Source organism: Streptomyces sp. NPDC043896 (assembly GCF_056435605.1).
The window spans coordinates 53,876-71,860 of the sequence record NZ_JBWKEE010000019.1 but is presented as its reverse complement, the minus strand read 5'-3'; the positions used below and the strand labels follow the sequence as shown (position 1 = coordinate 71,860).

General features: G+C 73.9%; 18 protein-coding genes, 1 tRNA gene, 1 pseudogene and 1 CRISPR repeat array. Of the genes and pseudogenes, 8 read left to right on the top strand and 12 right to left on the bottom strand.

Annotated features, from left to right (window positions below; all coding sequences use genetic code 11):
• Positions 1-291: 291 nt before the first annotated feature.
• Positions 292-834, top strand: a complete 543-nt coding sequence (locus tag AC069X_RS25675; RefSeq protein ID WP_478731828.1) for a cupin domain-containing protein — start codon at positions 292-294, stop codon at positions 832-834.
• Between the two features lie 51 nt (positions 835-885).
• On the opposite strand, the gene AC069X_RS25670 is transcribed toward AC069X_RS25675, so the two are convergent.
• The 3 genes from AC069X_RS25670 to AC069X_RS25660 form a co-directional block, all read right to left on the bottom strand.
• Positions 886-2,193, bottom strand: a complete 1,308-nt coding sequence (locus AC069X_RS25670; protein ID WP_478731826.1) for a heparan-alpha-glucosaminide N-acetyltransferase domain-containing protein — start codon at positions 2,191-2,193, stop codon at positions 886-888.
• A 149-nt stretch (positions 2,194-2,342) separates the two neighbouring features.
• Positions 2,343-2,771: a hydrolase gene (locus tag AC069X_RS25665; protein ID WP_478731825.1), complete on the bottom strand. Its 429-nt coding sequence runs from the start codon at positions 2,769-2,771 to the stop codon at positions 2,343-2,345.
• Positions 2,772-2,904: 133 nt separating this feature from the next.
• Positions 2,905-3,957, bottom strand: a complete 1,053-nt coding sequence (locus tag AC069X_RS25660; protein ID WP_478731823.1) for a hypothetical protein — start codon at positions 3,955-3,957, stop codon at positions 2,905-2,907.
• Between the two features lie 256 nt (positions 3,958-4,213).
• On the opposite strand from AC069X_RS25660, the gene AC069X_RS25655 reads away from it, so the two are divergent.
• Together AC069X_RS25655 and AC069X_RS25650 are read left to right on the top strand one after the other, a co-directional pair.
• Positions 4,214-5,275, top strand: coding sequence for a hypothetical protein (locus AC069X_RS25655; protein WP_478731822.1), 1,062 nt, complete (start codon positions 4,214-4,216; stop codon positions 5,273-5,275).
• A gap of 45 nt (positions 5,276-5,320) precedes the next feature.
• Positions 5,321-5,396 (top strand) — tRNA-Ser (locus tag AC069X_RS25650).
• Between the two features lie 31 nt (positions 5,397-5,427).
• Here the strand turns inward: AC069X_RS25650 and AC069X_RS25645 are convergent.
• A pseudogene (locus tag AC069X_RS25645) lies at positions 5,428-5,641 on the bottom strand (helix-turn-helix domain-containing protein); the annotation flags it as partial.
• A gap of 37 nt (positions 5,642-5,678) precedes the next feature.
• Between AC069X_RS25645 and AC069X_RS25640 the strand changes: the two are divergent.
• From AC069X_RS25640 to AC069X_RS25625, 4 genes are all read left to right on the top strand, one after another.
• A complete protein-coding gene (locus AC069X_RS25640; RefSeq protein ID WP_478731820.1) occupies positions 5,679-5,837 on the top strand; it encodes a hypothetical protein in 159 nt (52 codons plus the stop codon).
• A gap of 142 nt (positions 5,838-5,979) precedes the next feature.
• Positions 5,980-7,266: a DUF4259 domain-containing protein gene (locus AC069X_RS25635; protein WP_478731818.1), complete on the top strand. Its 1,287-nt coding sequence runs from the start codon at positions 5,980-5,982 to the stop codon at positions 7,264-7,266.
• A 113-nt stretch (positions 7,267-7,379) separates the two neighbouring features.
• On the top strand, positions 7,380-7,982 hold the full coding sequence (locus tag AC069X_RS25630) for a hypothetical protein (protein WP_478731816.1): 603 nt from the start codon (positions 7,380-7,382) through the stop codon (positions 7,980-7,982).
• A 358-nt stretch (positions 7,983-8,340) separates the two neighbouring features.
• Positions 8,341-9,777 (top strand): FAD-dependent oxidoreductase, encoded by a 1,437-nt coding sequence (locus AC069X_RS25625; RefSeq protein WP_478731814.1) that lies wholly within the window; start codon positions 8,341-8,343, stop codon positions 9,775-9,777.
• Here AC069X_RS25625 and AC069X_RS25620 read toward each other — a convergent pair whose 3' ends face one another.
• From AC069X_RS25620 to AC069X_RS25605, 4 genes are all read right to left on the bottom strand, one after another.
• Complete coding sequence (locus tag AC069X_RS25620; RefSeq protein WP_478731812.1) at positions 9,778-10,311, bottom strand: hypothetical protein; 534 nt, start codon at positions 10,309-10,311, stop codon at positions 9,778-9,780.
• Positions 10,308-10,913 (bottom strand): Uma2 family endonuclease, encoded by a 606-nt coding sequence (locus tag AC069X_RS25615; RefSeq protein ID WP_478731810.1) that lies wholly within the window; start codon positions 10,911-10,913, stop codon positions 10,308-10,310. Before AC069X_RS25615 ends, AC069X_RS25620 begins: the two co-directional genes overlap by 4 nt.
• Before the next feature lie 179 nt (positions 10,914-11,092).
• On the bottom strand, positions 11,093-11,557 hold the full coding sequence (locus tag AC069X_RS25610) for a hypothetical protein (RefSeq protein WP_478731808.1): 465 nt from the start codon (positions 11,555-11,557) through the stop codon (positions 11,093-11,095).
• A 337-nt stretch (positions 11,558-11,894) separates the two neighbouring features.
• A complete protein-coding gene (locus AC069X_RS25605; RefSeq protein ID WP_478731807.1) occupies positions 11,895-12,362 on the bottom strand; it encodes a DUF6194 family protein in 468 nt (155 codons plus the stop codon).
• A gap of 21 nt (positions 12,363-12,383) precedes the next feature.
• Between AC069X_RS25605 and AC069X_RS25600 the strand changes: the two genes are divergently transcribed.
• Positions 12,384-13,151 carry a MerR family transcriptional regulator gene (locus tag AC069X_RS25600; protein WP_478731805.1) on the top strand — a complete coding sequence of 256 codons (768 nt, stop codon included), beginning with the start codon at positions 12,384-12,386 and terminating at the stop codon, positions 13,149-13,151.
• A gap of 234 nt (positions 13,152-13,385) precedes the next feature.
• Positions 13,386-14,082: a CRISPR direct-repeat array (repeat unit 29 nt; unit sequence GGGTTCATCCCCGCGGGTGCGGGGAGCAG).
• Between the two features lie 719 nt (positions 14,083-14,801).
• On the opposite strand, the gene AC069X_RS25595 is transcribed toward AC069X_RS25600, so the two are convergent.
• From AC069X_RS25595 to AC069X_RS25580, 4 genes are all read right to left on the bottom strand, one after another.
• On the bottom strand, positions 14,802-15,350 hold the full coding sequence (locus AC069X_RS25595; RefSeq protein ID WP_478731798.1) for a GNAT family N-acetyltransferase: 549 nt from the start codon (positions 15,348-15,350) through the stop codon (positions 14,802-14,804).
• Between the two features lie 123 nt (positions 15,351-15,473).
• Positions 15,474-15,761, bottom strand: a complete 288-nt coding sequence (locus AC069X_RS25590; RefSeq protein WP_478731794.1) for a hypothetical protein — start codon at positions 15,759-15,761, stop codon at positions 15,474-15,476.
• A 266-nt stretch (positions 15,762-16,027) separates the two neighbouring features.
• Positions 16,028-16,936 carry a hypothetical protein gene (locus tag AC069X_RS25585; RefSeq protein ID WP_478731793.1) on the bottom strand — a complete coding sequence of 303 codons (909 nt, stop codon included), beginning with the start codon at positions 16,934-16,936 and terminating at the stop codon, positions 16,028-16,030.
• 282 nt (positions 16,937-17,218) lie between these two features.
• Positions 17,219-17,755, bottom strand: a complete 537-nt coding sequence (locus tag AC069X_RS25580; protein WP_478731791.1) for a hypothetical protein — start codon at positions 17,753-17,755, stop codon at positions 17,219-17,221.
• Positions 17,756-17,985: the final 230 nt, after the last annotated feature.

The window sequence follows — 17,985 nt, the reverse complement described above, 5'->3', positions numbered from 1 at the left end:
TCCCCCCGGCGGCCGATGCCGAGCTTGGGGTACGCCCGGTAGAGGTGGTGGCCGACCGTGCGCGGGGTCCCGGTGTGCGGCGCGGCGGCTCCGCCGACTTGGCGAGACACTTCCTCTGGCCAGGGTCGTCGTCCACCACGCCCGGAGGGGCTCCGCGCGACGTCCGGGGCGTCCGGGGCGTCCGGGGCGTCCGGGGCGTGTCCGAATCCGCCGGGAGCTCGTCATGGCGGGCCCGGCGGGCCGTGGATCACGATGAGGTCCGTACCCGAGCCGAGCTGTAAGGAGACACCCATGCGTGCCGTGGCGAGGAAGATCATCACGATCGCCGCCTCCATGACCTCGATCGCCGTCCTGGCGGCCTGTTCCTCCGGTTCCGGGGCCGGGGACGGCCCGGACGGCAAGGCCACCGCCGCCGCGTCCGCCGCTTCCCCGACGGGCCCCGCGAGCCCGGCCGCCGGGAAGGGCGGCTCCGAGTTCCTCTCCTTCCCCGCGCCCGGCCGCACATGGCGGGAACTCCCCGGAACGGGAGGGGTGAAGTACGCCAACGTGCGGGGCGACCTCGCGGGGAGCGGCGCTTACGAGGCGTTCGTCTCGTTCCCCGCCGGGAAGGACAACCCGCTGCACGTCCACAGCCAGGACCTCCCCACCGTCGTCCTGAAGGGCACCTTCTACGCGGACATCGACGGCAGGCGCGTCCAGTACCCGGCGGGCTCCTACTACCGCCTCCCCGCCGGCGAGCCGCACCTGAGCGGATGCGAGAAGGGGGAGGACTGCCTGCTCTTCCAGTACCAGGAGGACCACTTCGACCTGGTGCCGACGAAGGCCGGACAGTAGGCGGGGCAGTAGGCGGGCGTCCCGCGGGGGCGTCCCGCGGGGATGTCCCGCCTACGCCTCGCGTGCGTCCCGGGGCCGTGGGGTGGTGAGGCGGGTGAGTTCGCGCAGGGCCCATTCGACGGGCCCCCGGCGCAGCGGGCGGTCTCGCCAGTACGCCTGCCAGGCCAGGCAGCCCACCACGGCCGCGGCACTGAAGGCGGCGAGTACCAGCCACCCCGACCGTCCGTGCGCGAACCCGGCCAGGGCCAGCGCGTGGAGCACGTACACCGACAGCGCCATCGCGCCGACGGCGGCCGCCGCGCGCAGCGCGAGCCCGGCCAGGCGCCTGCCGAGGCCCTGCCCCGCACCCGTGGCCCGGGCGCACCACAGGGAGGCGGCGATCAGGAGGGCGCCGGTGCCGGCGTTGCCGATGGTCTCCAGCGGGGTCTGGCTGTAGGGACCGGCGACCAGGAGCCAGTGCCAGGACGTGGAGGGTATCGCCCCGGCCTGGCTGCCGAGCACGGCCGCGACCGGGTCCTGGGAAGCGACGGCCCAGGGGTGCCAGTGGGCGATCGCCCGCAGCAGCGCCTCGCGGCCCCCGCCGGGTCCGAGGGCCAGCCAGGACAGGCCGTACCCGAACACGGCGGCGACCGTGCCGCCGATGGCCAGTACGGCCGCCGGCCGGGCCGGGCCGCCCTGCCGGGCCGGGCCGGTGAGCCGGGCGAGGGCCAGCCCGACCAGCACGTACGGGAAGTAGGTGAGCAGCGGGTACGCGCCGGAGAGCAGCAGCTGGTCCAGGGCCTGGGCGAGGCCCGGCAGGCTGAGCAGATCGCCCGGCTCGGGCGTGCCCCCGCGCCCGCCCGCCCGGTGGCCGAAGACGGGCCCGAGGACGTACGAGAGGAGGGGACCCAGCACGACGGAGGCGGCGGCCGTCACGGCCAGCACCCCGGTACGCATTCGGACGAAGGGCTCCGCGACCAGGAAGTAGACCGCGTAGAAGGTCAGTATCACCAGGATCCCGGGGTCGAGCGCGGCCAGCACCAGCCCCAGTACGCCGAGCACCGCGCACCGGACGAACGTGGCGCGCAGCGCTCCGGGGGTGCGGGGGCGGGAGCCCCGGGCGGCGAGCGCCAGCGAGAACCCGGCGATGAGGGTGAACACGGCGGGTGCCCGGCCGTCGGCGGCGACCAGCAGCCAGCGGGCGCCGCTCGGTTCCGGCGAGGGGCCGACGTGTACGGCGAGCATGGCCAGCACGGCCACGCCGCGGGCCGCGTCGATCCCGACGAGGCGGGGTGCGGAGGGCGGGGCGCCGGCATCCGGGGGTATCTCAGGGGCGGTCGGGCGGACGGGATGGGGCCTGGGCCCCCGGTTCTGTTGCACGGCCTGCACTCCTCAGGACAGCACGGACATGGTCCCGCTCATCCTGATGCAGGATTCCGTCCGGAGGTTCCGGTCCTTGAGCGCCGGCGTCCCGCCGGCTCCCCGCCGACGCCTCCGCCGGCGCCCCCGCCGGCGCCCCCGCTCTCGGCTCAGGCGGGTCTCCGCAGGACCCTCTTGGCGCCGATCCGGACGGCGTAGCGCTCGTGGGCCGCGAAGTCCGCCTCCGACCACACCACCGGGTGCCCGACCTCCGCGCACAGGTGGAGGACGGCGTCGTCTCCGGCGTGGACGCCGACGTGGGCCCCGTACGCGTTGTCCGTGGGGCCGTACAGGACCAGGTCGAGGCGCTGGGCGACCGGGACGCGGACCGTGGCCTCGGTGTCGCTCCAGAGCTCGGAGGAGCGCAGGTCCGGGGGCGTCAGGCCGAAGTGGCGCAGCACCTCGTACGCGTACAGCTGGCAGTTGGCGCCGGCCGCGAGGCCCGGCCGGGCGGCGACGGACGCGGCGCCCGGGTAGCGCGAGCCCTCGTAGCGGACGGTCCGGAACTCTGCCGGGAGGGCGGCGATCAGCGACTCCATCCCGGCATCCTCCCAGTCGGCACGGGTCGCCGCCAGACCGGGGTCCGTCGTGCCGCTCAGCGGGCGGCCGGCCGCTCAGCGGGCGGCTGCTCGCTCAGCGGGCGGCCGGACGGTGGCTCAGCGGGCCGGTGGCTCAGCGGGCGGCCGCCTTCTTGCGCAGGACCCACACGTAGTGCCACTTGCCGTGCGCGCGCCTGGGTTTGACGTCGGCGAAGGACTGGACGGCGGGCCACAGGCCGGTGGCTCCGGCCGCGAGCGTCGCGCTGAGGGCCAGCGCGCCTTCGAGCGCCTCGGGGCGGACCGCGGCGAGGACGGCGCTCGTCGTCCCCAGTACGGCGCCGGAGCGGGTCAGGGCCCTGGTCCTGGCCGCGCTGCGCATCGTGGCGGTGGCGGCGTTCAGTTCGTCGCGTATGGAGAGCGCGACGCGTTCCAGGGCGACCTGGGAGTCGACCGCTTCGAGTGCGCCGTCGAGTTCGAGGAGCCGGGAGCGCATGAAGTCGCGGTACTGGGCGTAGGAGTCGAACTCCTCGCTGGTGACCTGCGCGAAGTCGTGGAGGCCGAGCCCGTCGATGAAGGGGAGGTCGACCTCCAGGATCGGCCGGACCACGCGGCTGGCGAGGGGCTTGGCCGTCGCCAGGTCCACGGCGCGGCCGTGCTCCACCACGAAGTCGACGGACCGGTCGCTGAACGAGGGGAGCCGGCCGGGGTCCGGGGCGCGCGGGGAGAAGTCCGTGGTGTTGTCGCTCCTGCCTTCCGCGTAGACCGGGCCGTACCAGACCAGTCCGCTGCGCAGCAGGGGCTCGGCGTCCAGGAGCCACTGGCCCAGCTCGGTGAGGTCGTTGGTCACCATCCCGTAGCGCCAGGTGCGCCTCATGAGGGACAGGTCGCTGGCCGTCGTCCCCATCGGGAACCCGTCGGACTCCGTGTACCGCCCGAGTTCGTGCACCGCCCCGACGCCGTGGTCGGACAGCAGGATCGTGTCCGCGACCAGGACCACCCGCTTGGTGACGTGCGTGAAGCTCGCCGTCTCCGAGGACAGGCCGACGTAGTACGGGGAGGTGGCGGCGCGCTTCCGGCTGAGGAGGCGCTCGTAGCCGCCGCCGTAGAGGGTGCGCCCGTAGGCGAGGGCCACGTCGCGGGCGGATGCCCGCTCCGCCGGCGGGAGCGAGTCGTAGAAGTCGTTCATGCGGACCGCAACGTCCGCGTCCTGCCGCGCTCGCCGGTCCTGCCAGGGTCGTCGTAGGCGTCCAAACATCCGTACAGCATGGGCGGAACGGAGCACACCGTCCAGCGGCCCGTCCAGCGGCCCGTCTCCCTCCGTGGCGAGCGGTGGGGGCAGTTCCGGTCGGCGCCGGCGTGTGGGGTGCCGTCGCGGCGAAACCCGTTGGCCAGCCGGCCCCGGAGCTGCGACGATGCCACCCGTTTCGTTGCGCGGAGGATGTTTGTTCGTTTTCGTGTGTGCGGGATGCGGCGCCGGGCTGACCGTCCCGCTGGCCCCGGTCGCGCTGCCGGTGCACGCCCGCCAGAAGTGGGGGAACGGGCTTCAGCTCCCGGTGCTCATGGAGCCGGGGACCTTCGCCGTGGAACGGGAGCCTCCGCTCCACGGCTCGTCCGACGGCCTGCCCGGCGCCGTCGTCATCGCCCCGGGTGACGCCCGCGGCACCGTGCTCCTCCCGGACCGGGCCGGCGGCTACTGCTGCGGCCTCGACTGGGGTGACGGCCCCAACACGGCCTGCGAGGCGTGTGGTCTGCCCGTGGCGAGCCGGATCGACGACTGCTCGCTCTGGCAGGCGGTCTGGCTCGCGCCGGACGCCGTGCGGTGCCTCCCGGCCGACGACAGCTCCGGCTCCGCGGTGCTCTCCTGGGCGGAGCTGCTGGAGGAGGGTGAGGCCACGCCGCCGGTCGCGCCGGTCACCAGATGGGGCTCGCTCTCCGGGAAGGACGACTGGTGGTCATGGAGCCCGCAGTGGGAAGCGGCGGCCGGACGGTGCCTGGCCCACCTGCTGGCGGCCTCCGGCGGCCGACCGGTGACCGTCCGCCCGCACGCCCTGATGACGGAGGTGTTCCAACGGGCCCTCGACGTGCTGCTGCCCTCGGCGGGTCCGGCCCTGCGCGCCGTCCTGGCCGGACCGGGGCTGCCCGCACCCGGCCCGGACGCCGACATCGTCGTCGTGCCGACCCACCCGCAGACGGGCGAACTCTGGAGCCCGGACCGGCCCGACGCCCCCGTACGGCCGGTGGCGACGCCGGTGCCGCTGCCGTTCGGGATCTGGCTGTGGATGGCCTTCCCCGGACCGCACCTCCGCCTCCGCCCGCCCGCCTCGGGAACCATGCCCGACGGCGTGCTCCGCGACGACCCTCCCCTGCCACGCCCCCATTACCTCTTCCGGGTCGACCCGGGGGCCTTCCGGCACGCCCTCGTCCGCTTGCCGGCCACCCGGAGCCCGTGGCTGCGCGAGATCCTGGACGACCGCACGCGGCACCTGCGCGCCCGGGTCTTCTAGCACCGCCGGACGGTGTCGGTTGCCGTAGCCTGTTCGCGCCGCGGTGGGGGCAGGTAGCGCAGAGGTCGTCGCACCCTCTTGCTCAGAGGGATGACGCCGGTTCGAATCCGGCCCACCCCCACCGCGTGCGTGGGAGACCCGTACGTTCCGGGTCAGCCGCGGGGCGGCCGGGTCAGGCCCGCCTCGTGGGCGGCCGCGGCCGCCCCGACCCGGTTGCGGGCGCCCAGCCTCGCCAGGACGGCGCTGACATGGGCCTCACCGGCCCTCCACCAGGTGCGGCCGGCTCCCGATCTCCGCGATGGACAGCCCCGCCGCGAGCCCTGCCAGTACGTCGCGCTCCCGGTCCGTGAGCCGGTCGCGTGAGCGTGGAGACGTCAGCGTCGGGGGACTCGCCGTGGGCGGCATGAGCGCGGCCGAGGGCGGTCACCTCGCCCACCACTGCGGCGTACGGCTGCATGCGCTGAGCGACGGACGGGTCTCGCGGGAGCAGGCGTACGTGGACCTGACCGCGCGGAGCGTCGAGTACGCGTCCGGCGGCACCGGGGAGAGGGGACAGCGGTGAGCACCGCGACGTCGTCGGGGAACGGGAAGCGTTCCGTCGTCCTGCCGGGGGGAAGGGCACGGTCAAGGACACGGTCGAGGACCTGCTCGGCCGGGCGGCCGCCACCCGCCCGGCCACGCCCGTTCCGCAGCCCGGCCGCCGGGTGCCGGGTGCCGACTGCGAGTTCTACCGTTCCGGCCGCGACCTGCTGGAGGAGGTCGACCTCTACCGGCTCTGCTGGTCCGACGGCGTCCTCGTGGCGAAGGACACCGTCGCGGCGAGCCGGAACCGACCGGCCCGCCCCGCCCCGCGCCGCTGTCGGTGCCGCCTGGCAGTATCCCGGGGCACCCCCACCTCGAGGAGATCCATGGGCACCTGGGACGTCGGCCCCTTCGACAACGACACCGCGGCGGACTTCTGCGGCGACCTCGACGAGGCCGCCGAGGCCGACCGCCCCGGCCTCATACGGGACGTCCTCACCCGTGTCCTCGACGCGGACGACCCCCTCGACCAGCGCCTGGCGGCCGAAGCGGTGGCGGCGGTCGCGCTCGTAGCCGCCCAGTGCCCCGGCGGCCGGCCCGTCACGAGCCCCTACGGGCCGGACCTGCCGGTCCCCGCACTCCCCGCCGACCTGCGGGAGAGCGCCGTCCGCGCCCTGGACCGCGTCGAAGCCGGGCCTTCCGAGCTGCGCGCGCTCTGGGCCGACACCGACAAGTACCTCCACTGGCGGCGCGGCCTGCACCTCCTGCGCAGGCCGCTCACCCTCCCCGCCCCGCAGCCGGTGGCCCGCTCCTGGGCCCGGATCGACAACTGGACGCGGCGCCACGCCCCCGCGTCGTACGCACAGCTCGCGCCGCCCGCGGATCCCGCCGAAGTCGAGGCCGCGCAGGCGGCGATGGGGCTCCGCTTCCCCGCGGACCTCCTGGAATCGCTGGCCTGCCACGACGGACTGACCGAGTGGGCCAACCTGGTGCCGGACCAGCCGCCCCTGTCCGTCGCGCGGATCCTCGACCACTGGCGGATGTGCGTCGAGATCGCCGGTGACGACCCCGACCTGACCGAGGCGGCCGAGGACGGCGAACCCTGGTGGCACCCGCAGTGGATCCCGTGGGCGGAGAGCGACGGCGACGCCCAGGTCATCGACATGCGCGAGGGCCCCTCACAGGGCCGCCTGGGCCACGCGTCGCATGACGACAGCGGTCACTTCGACGACGGCTGGCCCTCGCTGGCCGTGTACCTGACCGCCGTGGCCGACGCCCTCGACCACGGCGGGGACGTGGACGGCGACGTGCCCTACCTCACGGAGGACGGCGAGCTGTGGTGGGACGTGGCCGGCGAGACCGACCTGAACGGCACCCCTCTCACCCCGGCCCCGCGAACGTCACCCCAGAGCACCGGCTTCGGCGGGCCGATGGTCAACGATCGCTCTCCGTCGGCGAACGGCCGTTGAGGGTGAAAGGCCGTTAGGGTAAGGGCCGCCGTGAGCTCCCAATCGTTGGCCATGGCACGTATGGTGACTACATCTGGCTCGGCAGTCGAGCGTCCATTCCCGGGAGCACGCAGGTGGAGTTACCCCTCCCCCAGACTCTTCGGCGCCTCGACGCGCTGATCGAAGAGCGGGGCCTTTCCAGATCGGAACTGTTGGACGTGCGGGAACTGGCGCGCAGGACGGCGCTGGAGGAGCGTACGGTCCGTCAGCTCCTCGGCGGCGGTGACGCGCCCCGGGAAACCGTCGACGAGCGGGTGTGCGCCCGGCTCAAGCGGCTGGCGGACGCCCACCTGGCCCGTACGGGCCGACCCCTGTCGGAGCTGGCCGCAGCCGTGGCCGAGGCGTTGCGGATCTCCTCCGACGGGGCGCGGCGGCTCTGCGGCGGGGCCGAGGTGCCCGCCGGGGAGGTGCTGAGCGGCCTCGTGGGGTTCTTCGGGGTCGGGGGCGGTGAGGGCTTCTTCACCGCTCCGGCCGACGAGGCGCTCAACCGGGTGCTCCTGCCGGTCCTGCGCTCCCTCGAAGCCCCGGAGCAGCAGCCGGTCCGGCTGCTGCTGGAGAAGTACGGGGTGCGGGGGGTGGACCTGCGGCACGCTTCGCTGACGACGGAGCAGCTCGAGCGGCTCCTCGCCGGGGTGCTCCGGTCCGGGCTGCCGCCGGGGAGGGACGCGGCGCGGTGAGCGGGCGGTGAGCCGGCGGTGAGCCGGCGGTCAGTTCCGCGAGCGGTCCGCCGTACCGGGGGGGAGGGCATGGGGGGCGGCCGGGCGGTGACCACTGCGCAGAGCACCGGGTGTCACTCGCGGCAGCGCGGGCCGGCGCCCCACCCGCCACCGGGCTCTTCGCCGCGTCCGTCCCGTCCTCGCCCGGTTCGCCGGCGTCACGCTCCTCGAGCGCGACGCGGTCGTCCGGAGGCCGGGGCCGGGGCCGGGGGGCGTGTGATGTGCGGGCCCGGCCGGTTCCGGTTGCCGCCGCTGTGGCAGCATCGGCGGTGCATCAGCCGCCGCCCGCCTACGGCACGGCCCGTGAGAGAGCAGGCACATGACCCGCCCCAGCAGCAGCACCGCCACGGGATCCGCACGGCGCCGGGCCGTCGTGATCGGCGGCGGCCTCGCCGGAACGCTGGCCGCCGCCGCGCTGCGCGAGGCGGTGGACGAGGTGCTCATCGTCGAGGGCGACGAGCTGCCGGCCGGCCCGCAGCCCCGTAAGGGACTGCCCCAGGCGAGCCACGCGCACATGTTCTGGGGCAGCGGGGTGCGCGCCGCCGAAGCCCTCCTGCCCGGGGTCACCGCCGGGTGGACGGCCGCCGGCGCGAACCGCATCCCGATCCCCACCGGCATGGTGGGCTTCACTCCCGAGGGGTGGCTCCGCCGCTGGAGCACGGAGACCGCCTTCCTGATCGCCTGCAGCCGGGACCTGCTGGATTCCGTCGTGCGCGGGCTCCTCCTCGCCGACACCCGGGTGACCGTCCTCCACCGCACCCGCGTCGAGGGCCTCACCGGCACCGCCCGGCGCGTCACGGGCGTCCGTACGCGCGGGGCGGACGGGCGGGAGGCGGTCCTGGAGGCCGACTTCGTCGTCGACGCGAGCGGGCGGGGCTCGCGCGCCCCGCGGCACCTGGCGGCGCTGGGGGTGGGGCCCGCGCCCGAACGCTCCCTGGACCTGGGGCTCACGTACGCGAGCCGCGTCTTCCGCGCCCCCGCGGGAACCGCCGGCTTCCCCCTCGTCGTGGTGCAGTCCGACCCCCGCACGGCACGCCCGGGGCAGAGCGGCAGCATCCTCCCCATCGAGGGCGGGCGGTGGATCGTCACCACGGCCGGGACCAGAGGGGGCGAACCCACCGGCAGGAGCGAGGACTTCGAGGCGTTCGCCCGCGGACTGCGTCACCCCCTCATAGCCGAGATGATCTCCGGCCTGGAGCCGCTGACCGACGTCACGGTCAGCCGCAGCACGCGCAACTCCCGCCGCTACTTCGAGGACGTCCGGGACTGGCCGGAGCGGTTCGTCGTACTCGGCGACGCCCTCGCGGCGTTCAACCCCATCTACGGGCACGCCATGTCGGTGGCCGCCCAGGCCGCGCGCGTGCTCCGGGACCTCGTGTCGGACCGCGGAGTGGACGCACCGCGGCTGGCGCAGCGCGCCCAGAAGGCCATGGCCGGGCCGGTCACGGCCGCCTGGGACCTGGCCCTGGGGCACGACGTGTTCTACCCGGGGGTACAGGGGAGCGCGCAGGACGGCCCGTCACCCAAGGACAGGATCCTGTCCCGCTACACCTACCGCCTGCTGAACACCTGCTGCGGGAGCTTCACGATGACGAAGGACTTCTTCGACGTCACCTCCCTCCAGGCCCCGCTGACCACCCTGGTCAAGCCGCGCGTCCTGCTCGGCGCCGTACGCGGCCCCCTGCGCCCGCCCCTGACCGGACCGCCCCTGACGGCCGGGGAACTGGCCCTCGTACGGAACCGACCGCCGCGCTGATCAGATGTGGGAGGTGACTCCGGTGGTCGGGTCGTGGGAGATCAGCGTCGGCAGGCCCGGGTCGTACCGGACGACTTCGGCGGTCAGCAGGGCCCGTCGCCGGCCGGCCGTCGCGATCTCGACCAGGAACCGCAGCACGGCGGCGACCCCCGCCCCGTCGACGACGTCGTCGGGCCAGACCGAGAACTCGATCTCCTCCTCGTCGAAGGGCAGGGCGAAGAACCACACCGCGCCGAACCGAGCCCGGAAGGCGAAACTCGTGCCCTCGCCCTCCGGCTCGTCCGCCCAGACGCGGAAGAGGTCGGCGACGGCCGGACGGACGGGATCGAGTCCGGGGTAGGGGTGCTCCACCTCGGTCTCGTCGGCGACCTCACGCAGGCGGTCGAGGACCGCGATCCACTCGGCGCGCGTCACGTCGAGCATCCGGATGTCCCGCAGGCTGCCGTCGACCTCGAACACATCGCACATCCACGGCTCGGGCAGACACCGCGCGCGGGCACCGTACTCCCCGGCGTGGACGTCCTCGTGCGTCAACGCGTCCCGCCCCCTCGTGTTCGACTTCGGCGAACGTGGTTCCCGAGCATGCCAGTGTCGTCGAGGGTGATGTTCACCGGGTCGGGGATCCGTACCGTGTCGCCGAAGGAGAACGTCCGGGTGCGGTACCTGCCGTCGGCGGGGTCGGTGTGCAGGACCAGGACGCCGTCGTCCCGGTCGATGAGCAGGTAGACCGGGATGTCCCTCTCGGCGTAGGCCCGCGGCTTGTCCTGACGGTCCCGCTGGTCGGTCTCCGCGTCGTACGAGGTGACTTCGAGCACCATGAGGACGCCCTCGGTGCCGGCCCACTCCTTCCGGCCGGTGAAGTATCCCCGGGGGGCGAGCGTGCCGTCCGGGCGTGCGTTGCCGTTGCCGTGCGTTCCGACGCGCAGGCCCTGCTCGGGGTAGAGCCGCAGGTCGGGGCGTTGCCGCAGGCAGTGTTCGAGCAGCCACATGACGATCTCGCCGTGGTCGCCGTCGGGCACGGGCTTGACGGCCGGTTCTCCGTTGACGCATTCGAGCCTGACGTCGTGCTGCGCGGCGGCTTCCGCGATGGCCTCGAAGGCCTCACGGCTCATCTGCGGCCAGTCTCGTGCGGTCACGGTGTCCTCCCGGTCGGGCCGTGGCCAGGGTACCCAGCCACCGCCGACGGCGGCACGTTCCGCGGTCCTGCCGGGGGCGGGGGCGGGGAGGCGCCGGGCCGCGCCGTGAGGGGGTGCGGGGGTGAGGGGGTGAGGGGGTGAGGGGGTGAGGAGGTGAGGAGGTGAGGAGGTGAGACGGGTCAGCGGCGGGGGCGGTTCTTTTGTCCGTACTTGCGGTGGTAGCTGTCGTCGTTGTCGTAGTTGCCGTCGTAGTACTCGTCGGGGTTGCCGTACCTGCGGTGCCAGAAGTCGTCGTTGTCGTAGTTCCCGTCGTAGTAGCCGCCGTTGTCGCGGTTGCCTCGGGACGTGCCGGCGCCGCCGCCGCCCGTGGTGCCGGATCCCCGGGTGGGCTCGGGCGTGGCGCGGGCGCGGGGGCTGTAGGCCGGGGACGGGGTGGCGAGCGGGGTGAGGGTGGGGGTGGGTGTGGGGACGTTGGGGCTGGTGTAGCGGGCGAGGGGGGAGTAGGTACTGAGGGGCGCACGGGTGGCCGTGGGGCCGGGGTCGGCGCCGGCAGCAGTGCCGGGGGTGTTGGCGGCGAGGACCATGACGCCGATGACGGCGGCGAAGGCGGCGGTGCCGACGAACAGACCCGTGCGGTCGGACATGGCTCTCCTGAGGTCGGGGCGACGAACGGGACTGTTGGATACCAGCGGCGGTGAACGATCTGAAGCCCTGGACACTCCCGATCTCCCGGCGGCTCCGGGGGGAGGGCGAAGGCGAGGGCTCCGCTGTGGTCAGGGGCTTGTCGCTGTAATCGACGGGAACGCCTCTGATCCTGGTCGTCCGTCAGCCAGCCAGATAGCCAGCCGGAAGCCTAACCGGAGCGGCACACTTTGCCACGACGTGTACACATCATGAGACGGGGAACAGCACTGGGCTACGGGTGGGAAGAGAGAAGCGAGGAAGGGCCGGTCCCTCGCACGCCCCTCTCCGCCGCGTCACCTATCCGGCGCGCCGGTCGTATCGGGCGCGGGCGAGCTGGTGAGCCCTGCTCAGCAGCTCGCGCAGCGGGGTTCCGGTGCGCTCGCCCGGGTTCACCACGGCCAGCCAGCCGACGGTGCCGTACACGGGGTGCGCGATCATCGTGTCCGTGGCGCTGGGATCGGCCGCCTCGGCGGGGGCCGGTTCACGCGGCGTGTGGCCGGTCCACTGAACGAAGGCCTCCGTACCAGCGGCGACGTTCACGCGGAAGGTGTCCGGGCGGTCCAGGCGGGAGGTTTCGTCGCCGGGGTGGTTCTTCGTCACGATCGTCGCGAACGGCTGGGTCGTGGTCGGGGCGGTGCCGTCAGGGGCGTAGTAGAAGTACGTGTCACCCCAGCTGATCTCCGGCGAGCCGTCGCCGGGCGCGGGCTTGAGGGTCAGGACGCCGGTGAGGCCGTCGACGAAGCCGATGATGTCATCCATGGTCATGTGCTCTAGCGTTCCATTGAAGTGCTTGTGGAGACTTCGAGAGCGGGATGGTGGGCCAACGGGGTGGAAAGTCTCAAATCGGGCGGTTTGCGGACCGCTGATGTCGCACGGCGTTCCGGGTACTCCGTTCAGCAGATCCGCAACCTCGAACGTGACGGCGTCCTTCCGGCGGCCGCGCGGACGGCGTCGGCATACCGGGTCTACGGGGAAGTGCATCTGCAGTCCGTACTGGCCTACCGGGCCCTCGCGGCGGGGGTGGGGCCGGTGGAGGCCAAGAAGATCGTCAGGGCCTTCCACCAGTCCCCCGTCGCGCAGGCGCTCGCCCTCCTCGACGCGGCGCACGCCCGGCTCGACGCGGAACGCGCACGGCTACGGCAGGCCGAGGAGGCCGCCCGGGCGATCGCAGGCGAGCCGATCGAGGACGTGCGCGCATCGGACTCGCTGGGCGTCTCCGAACTCGCCGCCGCCCTCGGTGTACGCCCTTCGACCCTGCGGCACTGGCATGCGGAAGGCCTTGTCGTCCCGGAGCGCGACCCCGAGCGCGGCACGCGCCGCTACGCACCGGCCCAGGTCCGGGACGCGCGGATCGTCCACCAGCTACGCCAGGCCGGGTACCGCATCGCCCCCCTCCAGGCCCTCATGCCGGACCTGCGGAGCGCCCGCCGGTCGGAGGACGTCACCTCGGCACTGGCGGCCAGGAGCGCCGGCATCAGCGCCAGATCGAGGGCGCTGCTGGACGGTGCGGCAGCGCTGAGTGCCGTGCTGTCCTTCGAGGGGCGAACGTCCTGACCCCCGGCCAGTGGTGGGCACGGGGCATGCCACAGGGCGAGGTCAGGGGTCTGCACCCCGGGCGGTGGCAGCACACCCGCCGGGGGGGGGACGTGTCGGTCATCGGCAAGAGCAGTGCCGTCGCTCCTGCGCGTGCGAGAAACAGGCGGCCCGTTGACGCAGGGGCCATCCGCTGATTCATCCCCGCACCTGCGGGGAGCCGCTCTGGGGTGACCCGGACGACGCGGGAGCCGAGGGTTCATCCCCGCGGGTGCGGGGAGCAGTTCGCGGCCCAGCCGCCGCCGGTCGCGGCGGGTTCATCCCCGCGGGTGCGGGGAGCAGTCGAACTGGCGGATGAGGTTGTAGATCGCCCGGGGTTCATCCCCGCGGGTGCGGGGAGCAGGCCGTTCTCGGCGTGACGCTGGGCGGCTGCGGAGGTTCATCCCCGCGGGTGCGGGGAGCAGCCGACGAGGACCCAGCCGAGGTGGTACTCGACGGGTTCATCCCGGCGGGTGCGGGGAGCAGTCCGAGGCGGGCCTGCTGGCGGTCAAGGACGCGGGTTCATCCCCGCGGGTGCGGGGAGCAGTTCTGCTTGATGATCTCGGCGTAGTAGGCGGCGGGTTCATCCCCGCGGGTGCGGGGAGCAGACGAGCTCGTCGTCGAGGTGCCACTCGGTCTGGGGTTCATCCCCGCGGGTGCGGGGAGCAGCAAGAGCTGAACCTGCGCACCCACGTGACCACGGGTTCATCCCCGCGGGTGCGGGGAGCAGCACTCCTACGGCCTGCGCTGCTCGTTCAGGCCGGGTTCATCCCCGCGGGTGCGGGGAGCAGCCGTATGAGATCAGCAGACAGGTGATGAGACCGGGTTCATCCCCGCGGGTGCGGGGAGCAGCAGCCACTTCTTGGCACCGTCCGGCCCTTCCAGGGTTCATCCCCGCGGGTGCGGGGAGCAGGGTTCTTGACCTGGGACTCTATGCGGGCTGGCTCCTGTTTTCGAGCACTTTCAGAGAATCCGGCATTCCGGGTATAGCGGCTCCTCGGAGGGCTGCGACACTCAGCAGTTGCCCACGCACTCGGCGGAAATGCCGCCCCCAGGCCCGCCAAGTGCAGCCGTGCCCCCGCGCCCGTGAGCGCCTCACCCGGCGTCACCTGCCCCTCAAGGTGCGCAGTAGTGATCATCTACGGTGGGAGCAGGGTGTGGCAGAGGGCCGGGGCGCTCTCGGCGGGCCAGCAGGTGGCGGTGGACGCCGTGCGCTCGCTGTCAGGGGCCCGCCCCGCACCGGCAAGACCACCCTGCTGTGCGGCCGTCGTCGAGCGGCCCCCGCCCGTCTCCGCACAGGGCCGCCGCGCCGGCAGGTGTAAGGCGAAGCAGCGGCTGCGTGACGAGCGGCGGTGCATGCCTGGTCGGCCGTCGGTGCTCGGCTTCAGCGCAGGTGGAGGGAGGGAGTCCCGGACGTCGTCGTAGCCGTCGAGGCTCGACCGGCTGTCGTCCGAGGTGTCCAATGCGGCGAGCGGTACGGCCCCAGCAAGGGCTGCCTGGCCCGGCCCGGTGCTCGGCGAACTCCCCGTCTCCGTCGCCGGCGTCGGCCGCCTCACCCTCCCGCGAGCGATCGCGCGGAGCCCGCTCCCGGACCCCCGCCCCTGGTCGACGCGGCGCGGCGGGCCGCGTCCCTCACGAGGGGCGGTTCAGGCCCCACGTCTGCAGGACGAACGGCCGGCCCTTCTCCTCCCCCTTGATCAGCGGTACGTCGAGCAGGCTGAAGCCCGCCTTCCCCGCGACGGCGACGCTCGCGGCGTTCTCGGCCTCCAGCTCCAGGATGACCTGCTCCGCGTCCAGTTGCTCGAACGCGTACGCCGCCATCACCCGTACCGCCCGTGCCGCCAGCCCCCGGCCCCGGTGCGCCGGGCCGACCGCGTAGCCGATCTCCATGCCCTCCGGGGCGCGCCGCAGCATGACCTCGCCGAGCGGGGCACCGCCGTCGACGGTGATGGCGAGGAGGATGGTCGTGCCCTCCTGCCGCAGCTGCCGGTCCCGGGCCAGCCGTGTGCGCGCGGCCGCCTCGTCGAAGGGGGAGACGATCGGCGTCCAGTACGCGATGTCGGGGTGGTCGAACAGCTCCGGCATCGCGGGCAGGTCCGCCTCCGTCCAGTCGCGCAGGACGAGCCCTTCCCCCGTCAGCTCGATCCTCTCGGGCAACGACGACGACGTGGCACCGCTCATGGTGTGAGACCTCCCTGGCCTGGCCTGTTCGAGACGAGGCAAGATAACCGGGACGGGGCCGGGAGCACGCATGGTTTTCCACGGGAGGCGCAGCCGGAGCAGCCGCCTCAGCCGCAGCCGGGGTCAACAGCGGTAGCCGTGCGGGACCTGGAGCAGGGCCACGAAGGCCCAGACCATGACCGCGCTGCCGGCCGTGCCGGCGAGAAGGGCGACCGCGGGACTCCGGCGTCCCGCGTACCCGACGAGCACGCCCCACCAAGCCGCCGCCAGGAGCGTGAGCAGAACGCCGTAGAAGGTCAGCGCGGGGCTGTTGGCCGCACCGTTCACGCCGACGTCGCAGGCCCGCCAGGCTGCTGACAGGAGCTTCGTTCCGAGCACGCCCGTGGCCAGGGCTGCCAGGGGGACGGCCACGCATCCCCACCGTCCGCGCGTCACGCGCGCGGGTTCCTGCACCCGCGGAACGTCCCCGACGCCGTCGGGCCGCACTCGCTCCATCCGATCCACCCCACCCCGTCGTTGATTCCTCGCCCGGCCGACGCATCCGCAGCGGCCGTCGGGATGGATGCCGGGGACGGCCTCGCGGTTCCGCCCGGGCCGTGGACGACGGACTCGCCTGCCCCTGCCGCGAGGCGGGCCTCCGCTCGCCCACCGGCGCGGCGAGCGGCGGCCGTTCCGCCTCACTGCGTGACGGTCACCGGCGGATGCCGGGCGTCGGCGGGGCACGCGTAGAACTGGAGGGTGTAGCCGCGGCCCACGGTCACGTCCGTGGGGGGGCGCGAAACGGGACGCCAGCCGACGGTCTCGCCCTGCCACTCGGTGTGGCCGAGCGTGAGCAGCGGCTCGCCGACGGCCGCGCACTCCCGGCAGCGCAGCTCGTCCGGACCGCCCGAGTCGCCGAACGTGAACGGAGCCGCCCAGCCGCCGGCCTTCCACCCCGGCGCGACGGACAGGTCCTCCCGGTAGCCGGGCGATCCGTCCTCCGCCTCCTCCCACCGGGCGATGTCCAGGTCGTGTGCGGCCGGGTACTCGCGGACCTGTTCCGGGTGGAGCACGCACGGGACGGGCACCAGCTCGTACGTGCCCACGTACGCGGGTTCCGGCGCGACGGCCAGGGCCTCCGTCACGTCGGCGGCCCGCCGCCGGCGCAGCTGGACGGCGTCCGTGCCCGGCAGCACCTGGAGCGGGTCGGTGCCCTCGGGGAACGGCAGGTCGGGGACGTCCCGGGCGTACAGCTGCGCGACCGGCACCAGCGGGTGCGGGCCTTCGGGCAGCAGCTCCGGGTCGTGGCCGGCGTGGATCCGGGCGACCTCGGCGCGGTCCTCGTCCGTCCAGACGTCGAGGGCGCGTATCCGCCGCAGCGTGCGCACCTCGTCCGGCGTGGTGAGCTCGAAGGGGGCGTCGTGCGCGTGCGAGCACGACGCCCAGGGCTCACCGGCGGGCCACAGCAGCGGGCCGCCCACCGAACTCTCGTGCACGGTGGGCGTGCCGGGCCGGGGGTGCAGCCAGGTGGCGGTCCTGGCCGTGGCCGCGAGCTCCGGGAACACGGAGACGATGCCGAGCGGCCGGGGCGGGGTGGTACGGGGCACGCTTCCTGCTCTCTGAACGGCAACCCGTATCCAAGCAGGAGGGGTACCGGCACCCACGAGCAAGGGTCCGGGCCGTACGGGGCGGCCGGGCCGGAGCGGCCCGGCCGCCCCGTACGGATTCCGGTGGTCGGCCCGGCCGGCCGCACGCTCGGAACCGTCGAGTTGCTGCGCACACAGGAGCTCCTGCGCCGTCACCTTCCGCCCGCCCCCGCGTCCCTCCTGGACGTCGGCGGCGGGCCGGGGGTACGCGCCCGCCGGCTCACCGAGGACGGCCGTCGGCTCCTACCCGAGTCGGACCGCCCTGCGACGCCGGTGGTAGGCATAGGTGAGGGCGAGCACGATCGGGCCCCACAGCATCGTCGGGCCGATGCACACACGCGCCAGGAGCATCCACCAGCCGTTGCTGAAGGCGACCTCGTGAAAGCCCAGCAGGCCGAACCAGGCGAGGGGCATGGTGTTCCACAGCGCGACCAGGCCCAGTCCGCCCAAGGCCGCCGGGATCACCGCGGCGAGCGGCGGGACCCGTCGGCCACCGATCAGGGGCACCCGGTCCGGGACCCTCTCGCCCCATCCGCTGACCAGGCCGGTACAGAGGAGGGCCAGTGCCTCGGTCAGCACGCTCAGCCCGACCACGTAGACCGGGGCCCACCACGACGTGGGCGGTGCCGACGGTTCCACCGTCCCCATCTCGAAGTCGAAGGCGAACGGAAGCCGCCACAGGCAGTGCGGCAGGACGACGAACGGAAGGGCCTTCGCGAGCCGAAGTGCCCAACGCGGAACCGGGCGCTCGGTGTCGCCCAGAGGAAGCTTGATCGGCATGACTCCACCGTCGCCGAACCCCCGGGACGGGGCGTCGGCTTCGCGGACGATCACGGTCCCCCGCACGGGGGAGTCACCTGCCGACCGCATCGGCGAACGCGGTCGGCGGTACATGACGGCCCGACGGCCCGACGGCACGCCGGCACGACGGCACGCCGGCACAGCGGCCTGACAGCACGACGCGACGACGGCCGAACGCGACGCTCCCGGCGGCGCGCCGGCAACCGAAG